Genomic DNA, 21132 nt, shown 5'->3' on the forward strand with positions numbered 1-21132 from the left:
AAGAAATCATTAAGTGTTAAAATACTGATAATTATCAGGTTATTTTCCTTACATAATAAGTAAATTTGAGAGACAAACCTTAATCCTAAATACGATGAAAAAGATATTATTCCCTACCGATTTCTCTGAAGCTGCTACAAACGCATTTGTCCACGCTTTAGAATTTGCTAAAGTTGTAAAAGCCGAATTAATCTTGCTTCATACATTTGAGATTCCTGTTTACGACAGCCAGTTCTTTCCAGAGAATTATGCTGCGATATATAGTTCGATAGAATTAGCAAAATTTGAAATGTTCAAAGATGAAATTCCAAAACTGCGCGCGATCGCTGCCGAGCGAAAATTAGAAGACATCATAATAAAACACCGACTAATGGATGGTGATCTTATTTATAACCTTAAAAATGCGGTTGAAGAAGATAACGTTGATTTTGTAATTATGGGTACAAACGGTGCTTCTGACTGGACGAAATTTTTTACGGGATCAAATACGAATTCTGTAATTTCTGGCGTAGAAGTTCCCGTTTTATGTGTGCCTGTTGATGCCAAATACAAAAAAATCAAAACGATCGGATTTACTACGCGCTACCGCGAAAAAGATAAAAAAGAGCTGAAAAAAATCTTGAAGATTGCAAAGAAAACAGATGCAAAGGTTAAAAGTTTATATGTAAGAACATCCAACTCTGACGTTTCGGATGCTACTATAAAAGAATGGGAAAAAGAATTTGCAGATGAAAACGTAGAGTTTTTGGTTCTGCCAAGTGATGATGTAAAAGAAACCATTCTTGATTTTGTTCTTTACAAAGACATCGATATTTTGACAACTATCACACACAAACGTTCTTTCTTTGAAAGTTTATTTGATTCTAGTTTTAGTAAAAAAATATCAAAAGAAGTCCAAATTCCAGTTTTGGTTATGCATGAAGATTAACTGTTCTTATGAATTAATTTTGTAACTTAAAAGCTATATTTGTATTTCAAGCAAATTATTAGAATGAAAGCATATCAGGACAACGTTACAAAACATTCAGAATTATATCATAAAACCAACAAAAAATATAACAGCATAAGCCTTTTGAGGTTATTGAGTATTTTTATGTTTTTGCTTTTTATGTTTTACTACATCAAAACAAACGAAATACTTTATGTCATTTTAGCTGTTTTATCTTTTGCTGGTTTTATTGTTTTAATGAGAATACATTCTAAACTGGCTTTTCAAAAACTATTGGCTGAAACGCTTTTAAAAATTAATAAAAATGAAATAGCTTTTCTAAAAAGAGAAAAAACACACTTTGAAAATGGAGTTGAATTTATCGATTTTCATCATCCGTATGCTTACGATTTGGATATTTTTGGAGAACATTCTTTATTCCAAAACCTAAACAGAACGGCTTCCTTTATTGGAAAAAAAACACTTGCAGAGTTATTGCTTGATACGCTACCTGAAGCTGAAATTTTAGAGAATCAGGAAGCTGTAAATGAATTAAAAACTAAAATAGACTGGCGACAGGAGTTTCAAGCCTTGGCCATTATAAGTCAAGATTCAAAACAATCTTATGAAGCTTTAAAACATTGGGCTTCTTTTACAAATAATTCATTACCTAAAGCTTTAGTTGCATTATCATTTATTCTCCCAGTAACATTTTTTGGATTTCTGGTTGCTTATTTTATTACATCAAAAACTATTATACTTTCTTATTTAACATATGTCTTTATTGCCAATTTGATTGTTTTAGGAAGAGCTGTAAAAAGAATTCAATCGGAAATAGCAAAAGCAGACAATGTCGCTAACATCATAAAACAATATAGTTTATTAATTGAAAAAATTGAACGCGAATCTTTCCAGTCGAAAAAGTTACTTCATTTACAAGAACAATTAAATTTCAAGAATGCAAAAGCGAGTCAGCATTTAAAACAGCTTTCTGAGTTATTTTCAAGAATGGATACGATAAATAACTTTGTTACAGCAACTTTATTCAATGGAACATTTTTATTCAATCTGCATGTTTTAAAAGCATTATTAAAGTGGAAAGAAAATTATGCTTCAGAAATGAACCATTGGGTTTCTATTATTGGAGAAATTGAAGCCCTAAACAGTTTAGCAAATTTAGCTTACAACAATCCAGATTTTGTTTTCCCTGAAATCAATTCTGAGTATAAAATTGAATTTAAAAATCTAAGTCATCCTTTATTAAATCCTGTAAGAAGAATTGGAAATGATACTCAGTTTCATCCTCACTCTTTCGTGATTTTGACTGGATCTAATATGTCTGGAAAAAGTACATTTTTAAGAAGTTTGGGAATCAATATGGTTCTTGGCGGAATTGGCTCAGTTGTTTGTGCATCAGAAGCTAAGATTCATCCACTTCCAGTTTTAGTTTCAATGCGATTGTCAGATTCTTTATCTGATTCTGAATCTTACTTTTTTGCTGAAATTAAACGTTTAAAACAGATCATGGATGCGCTTGAAAATCAGCCTGCTTTTGTTTTATTAGATGAGATTTTAAGAGGTACAAATTCTGATGACAAACGAAACGGAACAATTGAAGTCGTTAAGAAAATAATTTCTAAAAAAGCTATTGGTGCAATCGCAACTCATGACATAGAAGTTTGTCTTACTACGAACGAATATCCTGAAATTTTAATCAATCAATGTTTCGAAGTTGAGATTCAAAACAACGATTTGCATTTCGATTACAAACTCAGAAACGGAATCTGTAAAAACAAAAGTGCAACATTTTTAATGCAGAAAATGAACGTGATTTAATGGTGAATGGTGAATTGTGAATTGTGAATTGTGAATTGTGAATTAAAAAAAAAGCACAAGACAACTTTATTGAGCTTTGTCAAAGTTTTAAACTTTGACAAAGCTTTTTCTTTTTTGAAAACCATCAACAATCAACCATCAACCATTCACCATTAACAATTTACAATTAATTCTCCTCGTACATTTCCATCCACAAACGGGTTTCTTCTAAATCTAGTTCTTTTTCTATTTTACGGAAGATTTCTTCGTTTACAGAACCTAGTTTATGCATCGATTCTAATTTTGCTCTTTCTACATTAAGCAAATCGATTTGAATTTTAGTGAAATCATTGAAAATTTCACCGCCAAGAAGTTTACCATTTCCAAAGAAATTAGCCGGAAGTTCTGTCTTTTGCAAACGGTTAAATTTTACTTCGTATTTGCTTTTTATGTTGTGAAGCAATTCATCATTTAACAAAGAAAAATTATCTTCAATATGCGCGATAGTTTCTGAGACAATAACATTTCTAATATTATATTCTTCTGCAAGAATCGAATAACGTTCAATTTTTAGTTTCTTGATCAACCACGGAAGCGTAAGACCTTGTATAACCAAAGTTGAAAGTATGACACAGAAAACTAAGTATATGATTAAATTTCGAAGCGGAAATTCTTCTGTTTTATTCAACATTAATGGAAGAGCCAAAGCTGCAGCCATAGAAACCACACCGCGCATTCCAGACCATCCAAAAATGATCATATTCCGATAATCGAAAGTTTCTTTTTCTCGAATCTTTTTACTAATCATTCTCGGAATAATTGTCGCTGGAATAACCCATAAAAAGCGAACTAAAATCACCACAATACTAATTACTGCTCCCCAAATAAACAATGAATTTCCAGAGTAATTGCTGATTCCTGCAATAATTTGTCTCAATTGAAGTCCGATTAAAATAAAAATCAAACCATTTAGAATGTTGTTTAAAACATCCCAAATTGTATTGGTCATGATTCGGCTTTCATGAGAAAAAATAGTTCCTGATCTCGCCGCTAGGAAAAGACCTGTAGTTACAACTGCCAAAACTCCCGAGCCTTCAAAATGTTCTGCAATTAAATAAGATGCAAATGGCGTTAATAAGGTCAGTGTTACCTCGATAATATCATCGCAAACAAATCTTTTATGAATATAAAACATTATGTAACCAACAGCTAAACCTATTGCGATACCAAGAACTGACATCAGTACAAAATTTAATCCTGCCTGCCATAAAACAAAATTTCCTGCCGTAATCGCTGTAAGAGCATATTTGTACGCGACAAGACCACTTGCATCGTTTACCAAACTTTCTCCTTCAAGAATCGCAATTAATCTTGGATTAAGTCCCAAACCTTTTGTAATCGCTGTTGCAGAAACTGCATCTGGCGGTGAAACAATAGCGCCAAGTAAAAAAGCTAACGGCCAAGAAATATCATCAATAAGCCAATGCGCCGCCACAGCAACCAATCCTGTTGTAAAAAAAACCAAACCAACCGCTGCTAATGTTATCGGTCGGATCGTTTGCTTAAAGTCTGACCAGCTAGTATGCCACGCTGCGTGATATAAAAGCGGCGGAAGAAATATAATAAATACTATTTCTGGACTTAAAGCAATTACTGGAAGTCCTGGAACAACACTAATTACAACGCCACACAAAACAAGGACAATTGGAATTGGGAAATTATATCTTTTGCTAACAAGACTAAGAAAAGCAACTCCAAAAAGCAGCATTATAATAACGGTAATATTCTCCATGTGAGATGGTTTTATTGGATTTTGGATTATAGATTTTGGGTACTAAATTAAGATTTTATGGCAACTAAATTAGATAAACAATAAAAAAATAGAACATCGATTTATTGACTTATATCAAACTTTTTGGTTTCAAACAACTTTAGATTTGCTTTTTAGTTTCTTCAAAATAAGTTTAAAATATACCAAAATGATAAGTACAGAAATAAGTCCGCTATTGCAATTTGGACTAACCAGCAAAGATCGTGTTGAAAATGCCCTAGAACAGCTTAAAAGCGGAAAAGGTGTCTTAGTAACCGATGATGAAAATAGAGAAAACGAAGGCGATCTTATTTTTTCTGCCCAATATATGAACGTTCAAGATATGGCTTTAATGATTCGTGAATGCAGCGGAATTGTTTGTCTTTGTTTAACTAACGAAAAAGCTGATGAATTGGAACTTCCTTACATGGTAAAAGAAAATACCAGCAGTTTTCAAACTCCGTTTACTATTACTATTGAAGCTAAAAACGGAGTGACGACTGGAGTTTCTGCAAAAGATCGAATTACGACCATAAAAACAGCAATTGCAACAAATACAAAGCCAGAAGATTTAGCAAAACCTGGACATATTTTTCCGCTGAGAGCAAACAATAATGGCGTTTTAGGAAGAAATGGTCATACAGAAGGAAGTGTCGATTTAATGAAATTGGCGGGTTTGCAACCTGAAGCTGTTCTTTGCGAATTGATGAACGAAGACGGCAGCATGGCGAAACTAGACAAAATCATTAGCTTTGCACAACAACATGATTTGGTAGTTTTATCTATTGAAGATATTATCTATTACCGCAAATTCGTTAGAGATTACAATTAAATGATATACGAACAGCTTGGCAATTCCATTCGAAAAAGCATTAACGTTTCTGATGAAGATCTGGAAACCATCCTCTCCTATTTTAAACTTATTAAAAAAGGAAAAAATGAAATTTTACTGGCTCAAGGTCAAATCAGTCAGGAGACTTTTTTTGTCGCAAAAGGCTGTCTGCGCATCTTTTTTATAAATGAAGAAGGAAAAGATGTAACTCGATATATTGCTTTTGAAAATCAGTTTGCTACAGCTTTAGTTAGTTTTATAACTAAAATGCCAGCTCTCGAAAATATTCAAGTTGTCGAGAAATCAGAATTGCTGTCTATTTCTCATGAAGATTTTAATCATTTGATGAAAATTATTCCGCAATGGAGAGAGTTTTACAGCAATTATCTGGAGAAAGCCTATGTTAATAATGCCAATCGTTTAATGTCATTTACCACTATGGATGCTTTGGAAAGGTACAATCAGCTTTTGAAAATAAATCCTGCAATTGTAAAACGGCTTCCTAATAAAATTGTGGCTTCTTATATAAATATTTCTCAGGAAACTTTAAGTAGGTTAAAGTCTAAAGTTTGATTTTGATTGCGGAGTTACTTGCGGAGATGTCTCCTCCGTCGACATGACAAACATTACGCAAACACTTTTCTTAAAAATCTGCCTAAATCTGTAAAATCTGCGTGAAACCTTTCGACACATTTAAATTAAAAAAGCCGAATCTAAATTAGATCCGGCTTTATGATTTTTATGATTCACAACTGCTGCAAGAAACAAGACTTGTTACTAATTCTTTAGAAACACTTTGGCTTCTTTGGTAGTATAAACTTTTAACTCCTTGCTGCCAAGCTTCGATCATTAAACGGTTTACATCTTTAATTGCCAATTCTGCTGGAATATTAAGATTTAAACTTTGTCCCTGATCAACAAATTTCTGACGAATTCCTGCTTGCTGTACAATTTCTAACTGGCTAATTTCTTTAAATGTTTTAAAAACATCTTTTTCCTGCTGAGTTAATTGTTCCATGTGCTGAACACTTCCTCCGTTTAGCATAATTCCTCTCCAAACTTCTTCATTATCTAAACCTTTTTCTTCCAAGAGTTTTTTAAGGTATTTATTTTTACGCATGAAATTACCTTTGCTTAATCCAGCTTTATAATAGTTACTGCTGAAAGGCTCAATTCCTGGCGAAGTTTGTCCTAAAATTGCAGAAGACGAAGTTGTTGGTGCAATTGCCATTGTCGTTGTATTACGTCTTCCGTAACCTTTTAACAATTCTGGCTCGCCATAAATTCTAGCCAATTCTTGACTTGCTTTATCGGCTTTATCGCTAATATGTTTGAAAATCTCTGTAGTTTTCATTTTAGCTTCCATTCCTTCAAACGGAATCATGTTTTTCTGTAAATAAGAATGCCATCCTAAAACTCCTAAACCTAATGCACGGTGTCTTTTAGCAAATTTATTAGCTGCAGAAAGGTAATAGTTCCCTTCTGTTTTTTCAATGAATTCTTGTAAAACTGCGTCTAAGAAAAAGATCGCCAGTTTAACCGCTTCAGTATCTTTCCATTCTTCATACAACTCTAAATTCATTGAAGAAAGACAACAAATAAATGATTCGTCATGAGTTGATGGAAGCATAATCTCACTGCACAAATTACTTGCATTGATTCTTAGATTCTGATCTTTATAAACTTGTGGCTTATTTTTATTTACGTTGTCACTAAAGAAAATATAAGGCAAACCTTTTTGCTGACGGCTTTCTAATACTTTAGCCCAAATTTGTCTTTTATCTCCATCGCCATCAATCATTTCCTGCATCCAATAATCTGGCACACAGATTCCAGTAAACAAGTTCTGAATTGGGTTTCCGATACTTTTAATTTTCAAAAATTCCTCAATATCTGGGTGGTCAATATCTAAATAAGCTGCAAATGCACCACGACGAACTCCACCTTGTGAAATGGTATCCATTGCCGTATCAAAAAGTTTCATGAAACTTACAGCTCCACTACTCTTTCCGTTATCTGTTACAGCACTTCCGCGTTCACGCAATTCACCAAAATAACCAGAAGTTCCACCTCCAATTTTAGTCTGCATAATTACTTCTCCAAGCTTATGTGTAATTCCTTCAATTTTATCTGGAACGTGAACGTTAAAACAAGAAATTGGCAATCCTCTTTCTGTTCCCATATTTGCCCAAACTGGCGAACTGATACTCATCCAGCCTCTTTCTATCATTTCCATAAAAGACTCTTTCAACTCTGGTTTGTAAAGTCTTTTTGAAGCAGCAGTGCAAATTCTATCGATTGCTCCTTCTACAGTTTCTCCTTTTAAAAGATAACCGCGGTTTAAAATCTGCTCACTTTCAGAATTTTTCCACCACATTTTACTGTCGTTTTGTGGTTCAAAATTGTTATTTGCTGGGTTTGTGTCTATTGTATTCATATATTATGGGCTTGTATTAGAAAAGATCGTTTGCAGTGATACTCTTGTCGTGTTTCGTATATTCAACTGGACGTTTTGCAAAGAAATCATCTAAACTGTTTGCAAAAACTTCTTCTTCAAACCAAGTCATTTTTGAATACTCTTCTGGAGAAACATTAAAAATTGTTTCGATATTGATTTGTTTCAAACTTTCGTCAATTCTAAATTTCATAAAGTTTACCAAATCTTCTTTATTAATAGTTTCAATCGCTCCGTTTTCAAAAATCCAATCTAAAATATCAGCTTCAACCGTAATTGATTCTTTAACCGTTTCTCTAATTAATTCTAAAGTTTCTGCATCAAAATATTCAGGGAATTCTTCACGGATTTTATTGATGATATAAATTCCGCCATTTGCATGAATTTGTTCGTCGATTGAAGTCCAAGCGATAATATTGCTCACATTTTTCATATATCCTTTGAATCTTGTGAACGACAATAAAATAGCAAACTGACTGAATAATGAAACATTTTCGATTAAAATACTGAACAGAATCAGCGAAACCATATACTTTCTGTTATCCTGAGATTTTGTATCTTTCAATACATTAGAAAGATAATCTACACGTCTGCGAATCACAGGAACGTCCAAAAGTCTTTCAAATTCGTCATTATAACCTAAAACTTCCAATAAACGAGAATATGCTTCTGAATGTCTGAATTCACATTCTGCAAAAGTAGTTCCCAAACCGTTGAATTCTGGTTTTGGAAAATGCTCATATATATTACCCCAAAAACTTTTTACAGCTACCTCAATCTGTGCGATTGCCAATAAACTATTTTTAATTGCTGTTTTTTCAGCCAAATCTAAATGCGCATGAAAATCTTGCGTATCGGCAGTAAAATCTACTTCAGTGTGTACCCAATAAGCCTTATTAATTGCTTCGGTAAATTGCAGAACCTCAGGATATTCAAAAGGTTTATAATTGATTCTTTTATCAAAAATTGACATATATATAGAGTTTTAAGTGACGTATTTGAAATAGAAAAGCGAGCGCACAAATTTGGGGTCGGATTGGCGTGATTTCTATAAGTACAAATTTAACCCACAGTTCTTCTTTTATCCAGTTTTTGATGTTAAAAATCCGTCCAATTATCAACAGTTTTAAAACTTCAAAAAACCTCAAATTCGCAAATTTTATCAACAGCAACATAATATCTTGTAATTGTCAATGAGCTAGCATTTTCCTTAAAATTAATGTTAAGTTATCAACATGAAAAAGCGAACTTTTTTAGGGTCAAACGCAAAACAGTTATCAACATTTCGATTTAAAAAAAGCAAAATCCAAGTCGCATTTTTCAATCAAAAAAAGCTTCTTATTAATAATTATTCTAAATAATTTTTAAAGCTATTTTTCACAAAAAAAATCACAACATTCTTGATCACAAACATTTACAATCAATATTTTTTTAAGATTCTTTTCTGTTTTAAAAAACAAGATCATGAAAAAGGCTTTTTTTGATACGAAATAAGATTAAAAGACGAATAATGCTATAAACATCCAACAAAGTAAAATCTTCCGTCAAGTTTCGCTCTTTTAAGTCTTTTTTCAACTTCAAATTTTAGCTTTTTCCATCTCATACAACTTATCAGATTAAAAAAAAATTAAAATTCGCTTAAGCTATTCTTAATTTTAGGTAAAACTAGACCCAAATTCCTTTTTACGGCAAATTATTATTGGTTTAAGAATATTAATTTTTACATTTGCTTTATTTTTATTTATTCTAAATAGAACAAAATATTCCCGAAAAATTAAATTAATCTTGTACAATTCAATAACCATAAATTATCGAAATATGAAAAAGAATCTTTTCGTTTCTTTTGCATTTGCTACGTCTTTATTTGTAAATGCTCAGCAAAAAAACACGTTGTTAGATGCTGCGTTCTGGAAAACTTCTCCAAGTGTTGAAACGGTTCAGGCAGAAATCGCTAAAGGAAATAATCCAGCTGAAGCTAATGTAAACGCGTTTGACGTTACAACATTAGCCATTAATAATGATGCTCCTTTTGCAACAATCAAATTTTTAGTTGAACAACCTGGAAATTCGATCACAAAATTAACTCACGATAATCGTATCTATCTGCACTGGGCTGCTTATAGAGGTAATACAGAATTGGTACAATATCTTATAACAAAAGGTTCTGATGTAAATTTTGAAGACAGCCACGGAACTGCTCCTGCAGATTTTGCTGCTTCAAACGGTCAATCAGCTCCAGCGATGTATGACGCATTTTTCAAAGCTGGCCTTAATCCGACAAAAAAATATGCTAACGGCGCTAATCTTCTACTTTTAGCCATTGCGTCTGATAAAGATTTAAAAGCTGCCGAATATTTTTCTACTAAAGGAATGTCTTTAAAAGATTTAGATAATTACGGAAATACTGCTTTTACGTATGCTGCAAGATCAGGAAATCTTCCGCTTTTGAAGAAACTTTTAGAAAAAGGAATTAAACCAACTAGCGATGCTCTTTTATTTGCTGCTCAAGGAAGCCGTAGAGAAACTAATACTTTGGAAACCTATAAATATTTGGTTGAAGAAGCAAAAATTAAAGCAACTGCTCAAAACAAAGCTGGACAAAATGTATTGCATATTTTGGCTGGAAAACCTAATCAGACAGAAATCATTAAATATTTCTTAGAAAAAGGTGTTGACGTAAATAAAGGCGATAAAGATGGAAATACGCCTGTAATGGCTGCAGCTGCGGCTAGAGAAACTGCTGTTTTAGAATTGCTTCTTCCTATTACTAAAAACATAAATGCTCAAAATTTAAAAGGAGAATCTGCTTTGACTTTTGCAGTTAGAAACGGATCGCCAGAAGCAGTAAATTTACTTTTAGCTAAAGGTGCAGATGTAAATGTAAAAGATAAAGACGGAAATAATTTAGGTGTGTATTTAGTACAATCTTATCGTCCGGCTGGAAGAGAAAAAGTAACTACAGATCCTTTTGATGCAAAAGCTAAATTCCTTCAAGATAAAGGACTGGACTTAGCGGCTCAGCAAAAAGATGGAAATACTTTGTATCATTTAGCTATTACAAAAAATGATGTTTCGCTTCTTAAAAAAATTACTGATTTAAAAGTAGACATTAACGCTAAAAACAAAGATGGTTTAACTGCTTTACACAGAGCTGCAATGACTTCTAAAGATGATTCAATCTTGAAATATTTAGTTTCTGCAGGAGCAAAAAAAGACATCAGCACAGAATTTGATGAAACGGCTTACGCTTTGGCAAAAGAAAATGAGCTTCTAACTAAAAACAACGTTTCTGTTGAATTTTTAAAATAAACAATTAATTAATAATCAATATTTGAAATTCCAAATTCCAAACTTTACATTTGGTGTTTGGGATTTCACATTACAAATCCACACAAATACATAATTTCAGATGAAATCAATATTAAAAATTGCTCTTACAAGCGCTTTTATCTTTTTAGTTTCTTTCCAATCTCAAGCGCAATCAAGCAAATACAAGATTATGCTGCAAATGAATAATTATATGGGAGAAGGTGCTTACATTGTAGTTTCTCTAGTTAATTCAGCTGGCGAATACGAAAAAACGCTTTATGTAATGGGCGATGATAAAAAATGGTATAAATCTTTAAAAGAATGGAATAAATTTCACACTGCAAAATCAGATGATATTAGTGCAAAAACTGGAGCTTCTGTAACTGGAGGTGATCGTAGTGTAACAACTATCGAAATCGAAAATTCTAAAATTAATAAAGGTTACAAATTACGTTTTGAATCTGCTGTTGAAGATCAGAAATATTATGTGAGCGATCTTGAAATTCCGCTTACAACAGAAGGTATGGCCGATAAAACAGATGGTAAAGGTTACATCAAATACGTAAGATTAAGTAAAATATAATACGATTACATTTCTAGAATACACTCAATGACTCTTTCTTTTTGGCGTTACGCACATTTGGCTTTGGCCTTATTTTCTTCTATTTTTTTGCTTTTGGCTTCGGTAACAGGAATCATTCTGGCAGTCGATGCAGTTCAGGAAAAAACACTTCCGTATAAAGCTGAAAATTTTAATAAAATAACTTTGGGCGAAACCCTTCCAATTTTAAAGAAGGCATATCCAGAAATTACAGAATTGAGTGTAGATTACAATCAGTTTGTAACACTTCAGGCAATTGATGAAGATGGAAATGACGTTAATGCTTATATTGATCCAAAAACTGGAAAAGCATTAGGAACTCCTGTAAAAAAATCAGAATTCATTAAATGGATTATGAGTTTTCACCGTTCGCTTTTTCTTCATGAAGCGGGACGTTTTTTTGTTGGTGTTATTTCTTTTTGCTTGTTATTAATATCAATTTCGGGTTTAGTGTTGGTTCTAAAAAGACAGCGCGGCATCCGAAATTTCTTTTCTAAAATTATTAAAGAATATTTTGCGCAATATTATCATGTTCTTTTAGGAAGATTAGCTTTAATTCCGATTTTGATTATTGCACTTACAGGAACTTATTTATCGCTGGAAAGATTCAACTTTTTTATGGGTGAAGAAAAAGCAAAACCTGTAAAAACAGAACTTTCTGCCAAAGCGAAAACAGCTTCGATTTTCAAAACAACTTTATTATCGGATGTAAAGAAAATCGAATTTCCGTTTACAGATGATCCAGAAGAATATTATATCATCGAATTGAAAGATCGAGAAGTTGAAGTAAATCAAGTTACAGGAACTGTAATTTCTGAAAAACTTTCTCCTATAACTGCACAATATGCAGCTTTGAGTCTCGATCTTCATACGGGAAGAATTAACGGAATTTGGGCTGTAATTTTAGCTATTGCGTGCCTTAATATTTTGTTCTTCATTTATTCTGGCTTTGCGATTACATTGAAAAGAAGATCAAGCTTGATTAAAAATAAGTTTAAAGCAAATGAAAGTGCTTTTATTCTTTTAGTTGGATCTGAAAATGGAAGTTCTTTCCGATTTGCAAATACAATTCTAAAACAATTAATTGACCAAGGCCATAAAGCTTTTATTACCGAATTAAATCGCTTTTCTGTTTATCCGAAAGCGGAACATATTATCGTATTTTCTTCAACGCATGGCTTGGGAGACGCACCTTCTAATGCTAATAAATTCAAAGCATTATTAGAAAAACAAAATCAGGAGCAGAAAATCAATTTTTCTGTAGTCGGTTTTGGTTCTAAATCATATCCGGATTTCTGCGGATTTGCAATTGAAATTGATCAGCTTTTAGAAAATCAAAATTGGACAGAACGTTTTTTAGATTTACAAACCGTAAATGATAAATCGGCTGTAGAATTTGTTGAATGGGCGAAATTATGGAGTGCCAAAACTGGAATTCCATTGGCCACAACACCTTCTTTATACAATCACGTTCCAAAAGGTTTGCAAAAATTAATGGTTTTAGATAAAACTCCAATTTCCGAAACCGAACATACTTTTATTTTGACTTTGCGTCCGAATATGAGAACTAAATTCAGTTCTGGAGATTTATTAGCAATTTATCCGGCTAATGATTCGAGAGAGCGTCTCTACTCTATTGGAAATCATTCTGGAAATATTCAATTAGTCGTAAAACTTCATCCAAACGGATTAGGTTCTGGATATTTAAATGCTTTAGAACCTGGAAATGTTATAAAAGCTCAGATTGTTAAAAATCCTGCTTTTCATCTTCCGAAGAAAGTGCAAAAAATAGCTTTTATTTCTAACGGAACAGGTATTGCTCCTTTCTTAGGAATGATTGAACAGAATAAAGCTAAAAAAGAACTGCATCTTTATAGCGGATTCAGAATGGAAACGCCAACGCTGATGGCTTATAAAAAGTTTGCAGGAATTATGATTCAGAAAGAACAACTTGATAATTTTCATGTTGCTTTATCGCGCGAAGCAGAACATATTTATGTAATGGATTTGATTAAAAGAGATTCTTCTTTTTTTGTGTATTTATTAAAAAGAGGTGGCGTTATCATGATTTGCGGTTCGCTTCAAATGCAGAAAGATGTTGAAGTAGTTTTGAGCGAATTGTGCACAGCAAACCAATTAAAAACGCTTTCAGAATATAAAGCCAATAATCAAATTTTAACCGACTGTTATTAATTGTTAATTGTTGATGGTTGATTTTGGATTGCTGATTTTGGATCTCTAGCTGGAATTTTTAATTTTTAATTCTAAAACAAATCCCAGAGGGATGACATATTTATAGATTTGATTTGATCCACATACAGCTAAAGCCCCAGAGGGGTGACACAAATGTTGTAAAATATGTCGCTCCGCTGGAGCTTTGTTAACTATTATCAATCAATTAACTATAAATATTTTGCTCCTCTGGAGCTTTTAAAACTATTTTCATGCACAAATTATTATCACATAAAATTTTATTCCTATTTGTAATTACTTGCTGTTTTTCAGCACATTCGCAAGTTTTACGAAAAAGAACGACTTTGCTTATGGGCGGACGTTTTGATATTAGTATTGTAGATAAAGATTCTCTTTCGGCAGAGCAAAACATTGATCTAGTTATTGGCGAAATTACCCGAATTGAAAATTTAATTTCTGATTGGAAACCCGATTCTCAAGTTTCCGAGGTTAATCAAAATGCAGGAATAAAACCCATTAAAGTAGATCGTGAAGTTTTCGAATTGACGCAAAGAGCGATTAAACTTTCTGAAATTACAAACGGCGGATTTGACGTTAGTTTTGCAGCTTTAGATCGTATTTGGAAATTTGATGGTTCGATGACCGAAATGCCTTCGGCGGAAGCCATAAAAAAATCAGTTGAGAAAGTGGGTTATAGAAATATCATTTTAGACAGCACAGAATCGACTATTTTTCTAAAATTAAAAGGAATGAAAATTGGTTTCGGTGCTTTAGGCGAAGGTTATGCAACCGATAAATGCCGTAAAATGATGCTCGAAAAAGGTGTTCAGGCTGGAATAATAAACGGCTCGGGCGATATGAGCACTTGGGGAAAACAACCGAACGGACACGATTGGAAAATCGGAATTACGAATCCGTTTAATCCTGAAAAATTGATTGGAACTGTTCCGCTAAAACAAGGCGCTGTGACTACTTCTGGCAGTTATGAAAAGTTTGTTGTTTTTAACGGTAAACGCTATTCTCATATTATAAATCCTGCAACTGGCTATCCTGCAACCGGTTTATGTAGCGTAACCGTTTTTGGTCCAAACGCAGAAACCGCCAACGGATTGAGTACTTCTATGATGGTTTTAGGCCAGAAAGAAGGTTTGCTTTTACTTCAAAAATTTCCTGAATACAGCTGTCTCATGATTACTGATAAAGGGAAAGTTATTAAATCTAAAAACTTCTCCTATAAGTTGTAAATTGTTAATGGTTAATGGTTAATGGTTAATTGTTAATGGTTAATTGTTAATGGTTAATGGTTAATTGTTAATGGTTAATGGTTAATGGTTAATTGTTAATGGTTAATTGTTAATGGTTGATGGTTAATGGTTGATGTTGATGGTTGATTCAGTTGTCTTCCTTAGCGATACCGAAGTTTCGGGATCGCTAAGGAAGACAAAACACGAATTCCCAATTCACATCTCACATCTCACATCTCACATCTCACAACTCACAACTCATAACTCAAAGAGCAATATTAAAAAAACATTAGAATCTACAACTCAATTCTAATAATCTTCTAATTGCTTTATTTAGATTAAATTTAAATTATCATATAAGTTTGCAGTCCAATAAAACTGCCATATGAGAATACTTTACGCTCTCCTTTTTATGATAACCTTTTCTGGCTGGTCTCAAACTGGAAAAATTACAGGGAAAGTTTATTTTACTAATAATGAAAATGCCTACGGAGCATCAGTTCAAATTAACGGAACAAAAAACTTCGTTGTAGTCGATAACGACGGCCAATTTGAAATAAAAGGCTTGACTTATGGAAGTTATAATTTAGAGATTTCTTCTATGGAGGCAAAACCAAAAACTGTCAATGTTGTGGTTAATCGTCCTTCTCTACTGCTTAATATTCAACTCGAAAAAGCTACAGATCCAAAAGCACTGAAAGAAGTTAAAATTCAGAAAAAAACATTCAAAAAAGAAATCATTGACAAAGGCTTTGCAGTAAATGTAATTGAAACAGAAGAAGCTGCAAAAAGAAACCTGCAAACCAACGATTTATTAGATCGTTCTGGTGGTGTAAGAGTTAGACAAAATGGAGGTCTAGGTTCTGCTGTAAGCTATAATATTAACGGAATGTCTGGAAATGCTATTAGAATTTTCATCGATGGCGTTCCAATTCAAACTTATGGAGCTTCTTTCAGTTTAAATAGTATTCCGCCTGCTTTGATTGAAAGAATTGAGGTTTTTAAAGGAGTCGTTCCAGCTTATTTAGCAGATGATTCTCTTGGCGGCGCAATTAATGTGGTTTTGAAAAAAGGAGCTAAAAATAGCTTAAATGCTTCTGTTTCTTACGGTTCATTTAACACCGTACAATCTAATGTAAATACAACTTTTAGAGATAAAAATGGCTTTACAGTAAAAGCAAATGCTTTCCAAAATTACTCTGATAATGATTATGAAGTTTGGGGAAGATGGGTTTATAACATCTTACCAAATGGGCGTTACGAATACATTAGAACCAAAAGATTTGAGAGTATGTACAGATCATACGGAGGAAGACTTGAAGCTGGCTTCACTAATGTAGATTGGGCTGATACTTTCTCAGTAAGTTATAACGGATCACAGGATTACAACCAAATTCAGCATGGTCAATACATGACAAAACCTTATAAGGGAAGATATGGTGAAAATGCCGCAAATGTATTCAGCCTTACTTATGCTAAAAAAGATTTCCTGATTAAAAAACTGGATTTCTCTGCTGTTGCGGTCTATAGCCACAAAAAAGAATTTCTAAGTGATACCGTAAAATGGAATTACAACTGGAATGGAGAAAAAGCTATTGGTTTATACGGCGAGCCTATTTTGTCAACAACTGGAGCGCAGCAAGGAGCCACCACATTAAATTACAGAACTGCTAATGTTTTCAATACCAGAGTTGGATTAACTTATTCTATCAATGAAAATCATAAAATTCTTGCGAATGTAATGACTCACATTTTTGACCAAAATGAGCTTGATAGAATGAAACCTGAATTAATTAGAAACTTTGATGTAACGCGCGATTTAACCAAAATTGTTTCATCCTTTGGTTATGAAATGTCAGCTTTTGAATCACGTTTAAGAGCAAGTTTGTTTGTCAAAAATTATGACTTAGACAACACAGAAATTAAACCTATAATTGTCAACGAAAATGGTCAGAATACTATTGGAGCTGAAGTTTCATCAAAAAATACCAATTTTACAGGATATGGAATAGCTGGTTCTTATACACTTTTCCCTAAAGTAATGGCGATGTTTTCTGCAGAAAAAGCAATTAGGCTTCCAACAGAAGATGAAGTCTTTGGGCGTCCAGGCGAGAACATTTTAGGCAATACTAATTTAGGACCTGAACAAAGCAATAATTTTAATGCAGGATTTCGTTTTGGTCCGTATGAAATTAATCATCATAAAATCACATTTTCTGGAAATGGTTTTCTAAGAAATTCAAAAGATAAAATTGTACGTCAAATAAGCATTCGCTTAAATGAAGCAGTACAGGCTACGCCTTTTGTGAACTTAGGAGAAGCACAATCAGTTGGCTTTGAAACTTCGCTTCAGTATTCGTACAACGATCGATTTTTTGGAGGAATAAATCTTTCTAAATTCAATTCTCTATATAAGGACAAATACGATTCAAACGGTAATGTACTTCCTTATTACAATAAACAATTGCCAAATGAACCGTATTTCACTGTTAACGGAAATCTTCAATACAACTTTAGAAACGTAATACAGAGTAAGTCAGAACTTAATTTGTATTACTACTGCGGTTATGTTGCTCCATTTTATACTTCATGGCTAGAAATCGACCGAACTTCAGCTCAATTTCCACAGGATTTAGGTTTAAGTTATGTTTTTCCGAACAAACAATTCACTGTTAGTTTTGATGCCCGAAATATTTTGGATGAACAGGTTTACGACAACTTTGCTGCCCAAAAACCGGGAAGAGCATTTTATCTGAAAATTAACTACAACCTTAATAAATTTTAATCATTCAATAAATAACTAATTTTTTAATGCAATAAAGATGAAAAAGAACACTTTCAAATTATTTACATCTAGTTTACTAGTTGGTGCATTTGCTTTAACTACAGCTTGCAGCAGCGATGACAATAAAAATACTGAACCTGTTAATCCTGTTACAGACGGACGTTGGATTACGGTTGCTGGAGCTTTAATGCAGACAGAACCTGGTGACGGAAATGGCGGAACGAGAGTTTACGCTATTAGCAAAGAAAATGCAATTGATCCTACTTTTTCTGTAAATGTTTACGATCAAGGTGTACCTGTACAATCTAGCAGAACAGCACGTTTGCAATCTTCTGTAGATGGAAGCACACTTTTCAACATCACATATACAGGTGCTAATGGAGGTGAATTCATGACGTATAAAGTAAACGGCGCTAATAACTTTGTAGAATCTCAGACAAAAGTAAATATTTCACAATATGCTGGAACGTCTCCAAGATGGGTAAAACTTTTTGATGGTGACAAAACAGGTGTAGCCGTTAACGTAACTACTCCAGTTGTTAACACAAATGAAGATAAAACATACAAAAATACAAGAGGTGTTGCGACAGTTTTATCTTTAGATATGCAGCAAACTTTAATTTCTGCTTTCAAACAATATGAAATTCCATTGACTGCTGAAGAAGAAGCGCAAGGACACCATATTTTCCGTTTAGATGCGCCAACTTTAAATAAAGCTGGAAACAAATTAATCATCGGGACTTGGATGCGTAAAACTGATCCTGCAACGGGACAAAACGCATCATCTTTCACACGTTTAGGATCTAAATCTGTTGTGGTTGATTATCCTTCATTGGAAAATCCAAAAGTGATTACTTCAACTATAGGATTTGGTGACACTAGCGGATACAGAAGTTTCAACAGTTTTGTGGCTACAGACGGAAATATCTATCAAGCAACACAAAGGGATACTCAAAAAGGTTCTTATATCTTAAAAATCAACCAAAATAATGAATATGACAACTCTTATGTATTTAGTTTAGATACTGCTTTAGGTGTTAAAGGAAGTTATATTGATGCTTGGAGATATGTTGGAAACGGAATTGCTTATGCGGTTTATACTTACGAAGGTACTGAACAAGGTTTCTTAGCAAGACTTGATTTGAATGCTAAAACTGCAACATTGGTAGAAGGAATTGCTTATGATGCTGATTTAGATTTCGGTCAATATCAAGGTTTTGTAGTTGATGGAAACAACTTCTACATCGCTGTTACTCCAGTTGGAAAAGATGGTAACATTTATGTAATTGATATTCCTTCAGGACAAGTGACAAAAGGTGCTAAATTATTGAACAAACCAGGAAACCACTATATTGGGGTATTCTAAAAAAATACGGCTGTAAAAACAGCTCGTTAACCGCTCTCATTTTGAGATTTTTTTTTAAAATTGAACATTCCGCTTCTATCTTTAGTAAGCGGAATGTTTTTTTAATTTATCATGAGAAATTGAACTGAATCAAATTTAAACACATAGAAACATAGATTTTATGCGTAAGAATCATGCTGAAGAGATAAAAATAATTTCACATAGTTTCCTATGTGCTTTTAAACAAGTGAAACGCCTTTTTTAAGTTTATAAAACTATGTTTCTATGTGTTTAAAATAATTTCAATCAACTGGTTATAATTAGAATTTTGAAGCAAATTCTTTTGCAAAATCTTCTAATTTGATTTTTCCTTGTACGTTTCCGTCATTGTTTAAGAAATCGGCAGCGATCGTTTCGTTTCTTAATCCTGTTCCCATTTCGGTATATAAACCAGCCATTTCTTCAGGAACTCCAGCTTGTGTCATTCCGCCAAAATATTGTTCATCTGTAAACTCAATCCAAGGAAGTTCTGGTTTTTCTATAGCAGCTCCAAAAGTTTTTACAATATCTGAAGGCGTTTTAACATCACTAATAATATAACGAATGTTTTTACCTTCTTGTGTTTTCTGTAATTCTTCTGCCGCAGCAAATGCAATATCTTCTGGATGCACTAACGGAATACGGTTTGACGCAGGGAAATTCGCTCCCATAATCCCCGCTCCTTTTATCATCGGAATATCATTAAAGAAATTAAAGTAGAAATATCCAGCTCTCAAAAATGTAATTGAAGTGTCCAGTTTCTCGTAAATCTTTTCAATATTATACAAACCTGCAATTGGCCCGTTTCCTGTCGGTAAATCAGCTCCAATACTGCTTAACATTACTACTCTTTTAATGTTGGCTGTCTGGATTGCTTTCGCGAAAGCGTGACCAGCATCTGTTGTGTTTTTAACAATATTTATTCCACCCATATTTGGAGGTGTCATTGCAAAAAGAGCATCCGCACCTGATAAAGTTTTAGAAAGAAAATCAGCATCGCTAACTGACCCAATTGCTGCTTTTGCACCTAAATTTTCGATCGCATCTTTTCGATCTGTATTACTGCTGATAACCGTTACATCATGTCCCGATTTTACTAATTGTGCCGTTAATGGCTTTCCGATATTCCCTAATGAACCTGAGATTATAATTTTCATCTTAAAATGTTTTTTTTATTTAACATTACAAAGGTATCTTTGTACTTACTTTTATACAAGTACTTACCCTAAAGTATGTATCATGACAGCAATTAAAGAATCGTCTACTATTCAGGAAAACAAGCAGTATGCATTGGAAAAATGTCCCGTAACTTTTGTTATGGAAAAAATTGGAGGCTACTCGAAACCCATTATTTTATATCATTTATCGACCGGAGATAAGCGTTACAGCGAATTGAAAAAAGCAATTCCGGCAGTAACAGAAAAAATGCTTATTAGCATTTAAAACAACTTGAGGCAGATGGTTTGGTTATTCGAGAGGCAAAACCTGTTGTTCCTCCATTTGTTACTTATAGACTAAGCAATGCAGGAAATGGCCTTTTACCCGTTATTGATGCAATGGCTGCGTGGGCTTTTAAAGTAAAAGACGGCGTCTATACTATTTAATAGACACCGCCTCTTCAAACAACAAAAAACTAATTAACTTAACTTAATTTCGTGAAATTGTACAGGATTTAATTTCAACACATAGAAACATAGGTTCTATCCTAAAAAGAAGGACTAAGAGAAAAATATTTATGCACGTGCATTTAAACTTTTAAGTTTTTAAAAACTATGC

General features: G+C 33.2%; 16 protein-coding genes. 12 read left to right on the forward strand and 4 right to left on the reverse strand.

What is annotated here, in order from left to right; translation table 11 throughout:
- The first annotated feature begins 94 nt into the window (after positions 1-94).
- Positions 95-928 (forward strand): universal stress protein, encoded by an 834-nt coding sequence (locus V6624_RS18945; protein WP_338839792.1) that lies wholly within the window; start codon positions 95-97, stop codon positions 926-928.
- A 63-nt stretch (positions 929-991) separates the two neighbouring features.
- Positions 992-2764, forward strand: coding sequence for a MutS-related protein (locus tag V6624_RS18950; protein ID WP_338839793.1), 1773 nt, complete (start codon positions 992-994; stop codon positions 2762-2764).
- A gap of 166 nt (positions 2765-2930) precedes the next feature.
- Here V6624_RS18950 and V6624_RS18955 read toward each other — a convergent pair whose 3' ends face one another.
- Positions 2931-4535, reverse strand: a complete 1605-nt coding sequence (locus V6624_RS18955) for a Na+/H+ antiporter (protein ID WP_111289843.1) — start codon at positions 4533-4535, stop codon at positions 2931-2933.
- 187 nt (positions 4536-4722) lie between these two features.
- On the opposite strand from V6624_RS18955, the gene ribB reads away from it, so the two are divergent.
- Both ribB and V6624_RS18965 read left to right on the forward strand, forming a co-directional pair.
- The gene (ribB, locus tag V6624_RS18960) at positions 4723-5385 is read left to right on the forward strand and encodes a 3,4-dihydroxy-2-butanone-4-phosphate synthase (protein ID WP_338839794.1); all 663 of its coding nucleotides are present in this window, start codon (positions 4723-4725) and stop codon (positions 5383-5385) included.
- Positions 5386-5958 carry a Crp/Fnr family transcriptional regulator gene (locus V6624_RS18965; protein WP_338839796.1) on the forward strand — a complete coding sequence of 191 codons (573 nt, stop codon included), beginning with the start codon at positions 5386-5388 and terminating at the stop codon, positions 5956-5958.
- 166 nt (positions 5959-6124) lie between these two features.
- Here the strand turns inward: V6624_RS18965 and V6624_RS18970 are convergent, their stop codons facing one another.
- Together V6624_RS18970 and V6624_RS18975 are read right to left on the reverse strand one after the other, a co-directional pair.
- Entirely contained in the window at positions 6125-7822 is a 1698-nt protein-coding gene (locus V6624_RS18970; RefSeq protein ID WP_111289839.1) for a ribonucleoside-diphosphate reductase subunit alpha, read from the reverse strand.
- 16 nt (positions 7823-7838) lie between these two features.
- Positions 7839-8813, reverse strand: coding sequence for a ribonucleotide-diphosphate reductase subunit beta (locus V6624_RS18975; protein ID WP_111289837.1), 975 nt, complete (start codon positions 8811-8813; stop codon positions 7839-7841).
- Positions 8814-9658: 845 nt separating this feature from the next.
- On the opposite strand from V6624_RS18975, the gene V6624_RS18980 reads away from it, so the two are divergent.
- From V6624_RS18980 to V6624_RS19005, 6 genes are all read left to right on the forward strand, one after another.
- On the forward strand, positions 9659-11149 hold the full coding sequence (locus V6624_RS18980; protein ID WP_338839798.1) for an ankyrin repeat domain-containing protein: 1491 nt from the start codon (positions 9659-9661) through the stop codon (positions 11147-11149).
- 100 nt (positions 11150-11249) lie between these two features.
- Positions 11250-11732 carry a DUF2271 domain-containing protein gene (locus V6624_RS18985; RefSeq protein ID WP_111289833.1) on the forward strand — a complete coding sequence of 161 codons (483 nt, stop codon included), beginning with the start codon at positions 11250-11252 and terminating at the stop codon, positions 11730-11732.
- A 27-nt stretch (positions 11733-11759) separates the two neighbouring features.
- Positions 11760-13943, forward strand: coding sequence for a PepSY domain-containing protein (locus tag V6624_RS18990; protein ID WP_338839799.1), 2184 nt, complete (start codon positions 11760-11762; stop codon positions 13941-13943).
- Between the two features lie 251 nt (positions 13944-14194).
- A complete protein-coding gene (locus V6624_RS18995) occupies positions 14195-15187 on the forward strand; it encodes an FAD:protein FMN transferase (RefSeq protein WP_338839801.1) in 993 nt (330 codons plus the stop codon).
- 385 nt (positions 15188-15572) lie between these two features.
- A complete protein-coding gene (locus tag V6624_RS19000) occupies positions 15573-17972 on the forward strand; it encodes a TonB-dependent receptor (protein ID WP_338839803.1) in 2400 nt (799 codons plus the stop codon).
- Between the two features lie 37 nt (positions 17973-18009).
- A complete protein-coding gene (locus V6624_RS19005) occupies positions 18010-19338 on the forward strand; it encodes a hypothetical protein (RefSeq protein WP_338839804.1) in 1329 nt (442 codons plus the stop codon).
- Positions 19339-19637: 299 nt separating this feature from the next.
- On the opposite strand, the gene V6624_RS19010 is transcribed toward V6624_RS19005, so the two are convergent.
- On the reverse strand, positions 19638-20513 hold the full coding sequence (locus tag V6624_RS19010; protein ID WP_338839805.1) for an NAD(P)H-binding protein: 876 nt from the start codon (positions 20511-20513) through the stop codon (positions 19638-19640).
- An 82-nt stretch (positions 20514-20595) separates the two neighbouring features.
- On the opposite strand from V6624_RS19010, the gene V6624_RS19015 reads away from it, so the two are divergent.
- Both V6624_RS19015 and V6624_RS19020 read left to right on the forward strand, forming a co-directional pair.
- Positions 20596-20799 carry a winged helix-turn-helix transcriptional regulator gene (locus V6624_RS19015; RefSeq protein ID WP_338839806.1) on the forward strand — a complete coding sequence of 68 codons (204 nt, stop codon included), beginning with the start codon at positions 20596-20598 and terminating at the stop codon, positions 20797-20799.
- A gap of 20 nt (positions 20800-20819) precedes the next feature.
- On the forward strand, positions 20820-20960 hold the full coding sequence (locus tag V6624_RS19020; protein WP_338839807.1) for a winged helix-turn-helix transcriptional regulator: 141 nt from the start codon (positions 20820-20822) through the stop codon (positions 20958-20960).
- The last annotated feature ends 172 nt before the right edge of the window (positions 20961-21132 follow it).

This window comes from Flavobacterium ginsenosidimutans, assembly GCF_037478105.1.
Taxonomy (GTDB): domain Bacteria; phylum Bacteroidota; class Bacteroidia; order Flavobacteriales; family Flavobacteriaceae; genus Flavobacterium; species Flavobacterium ginsenosidimutans.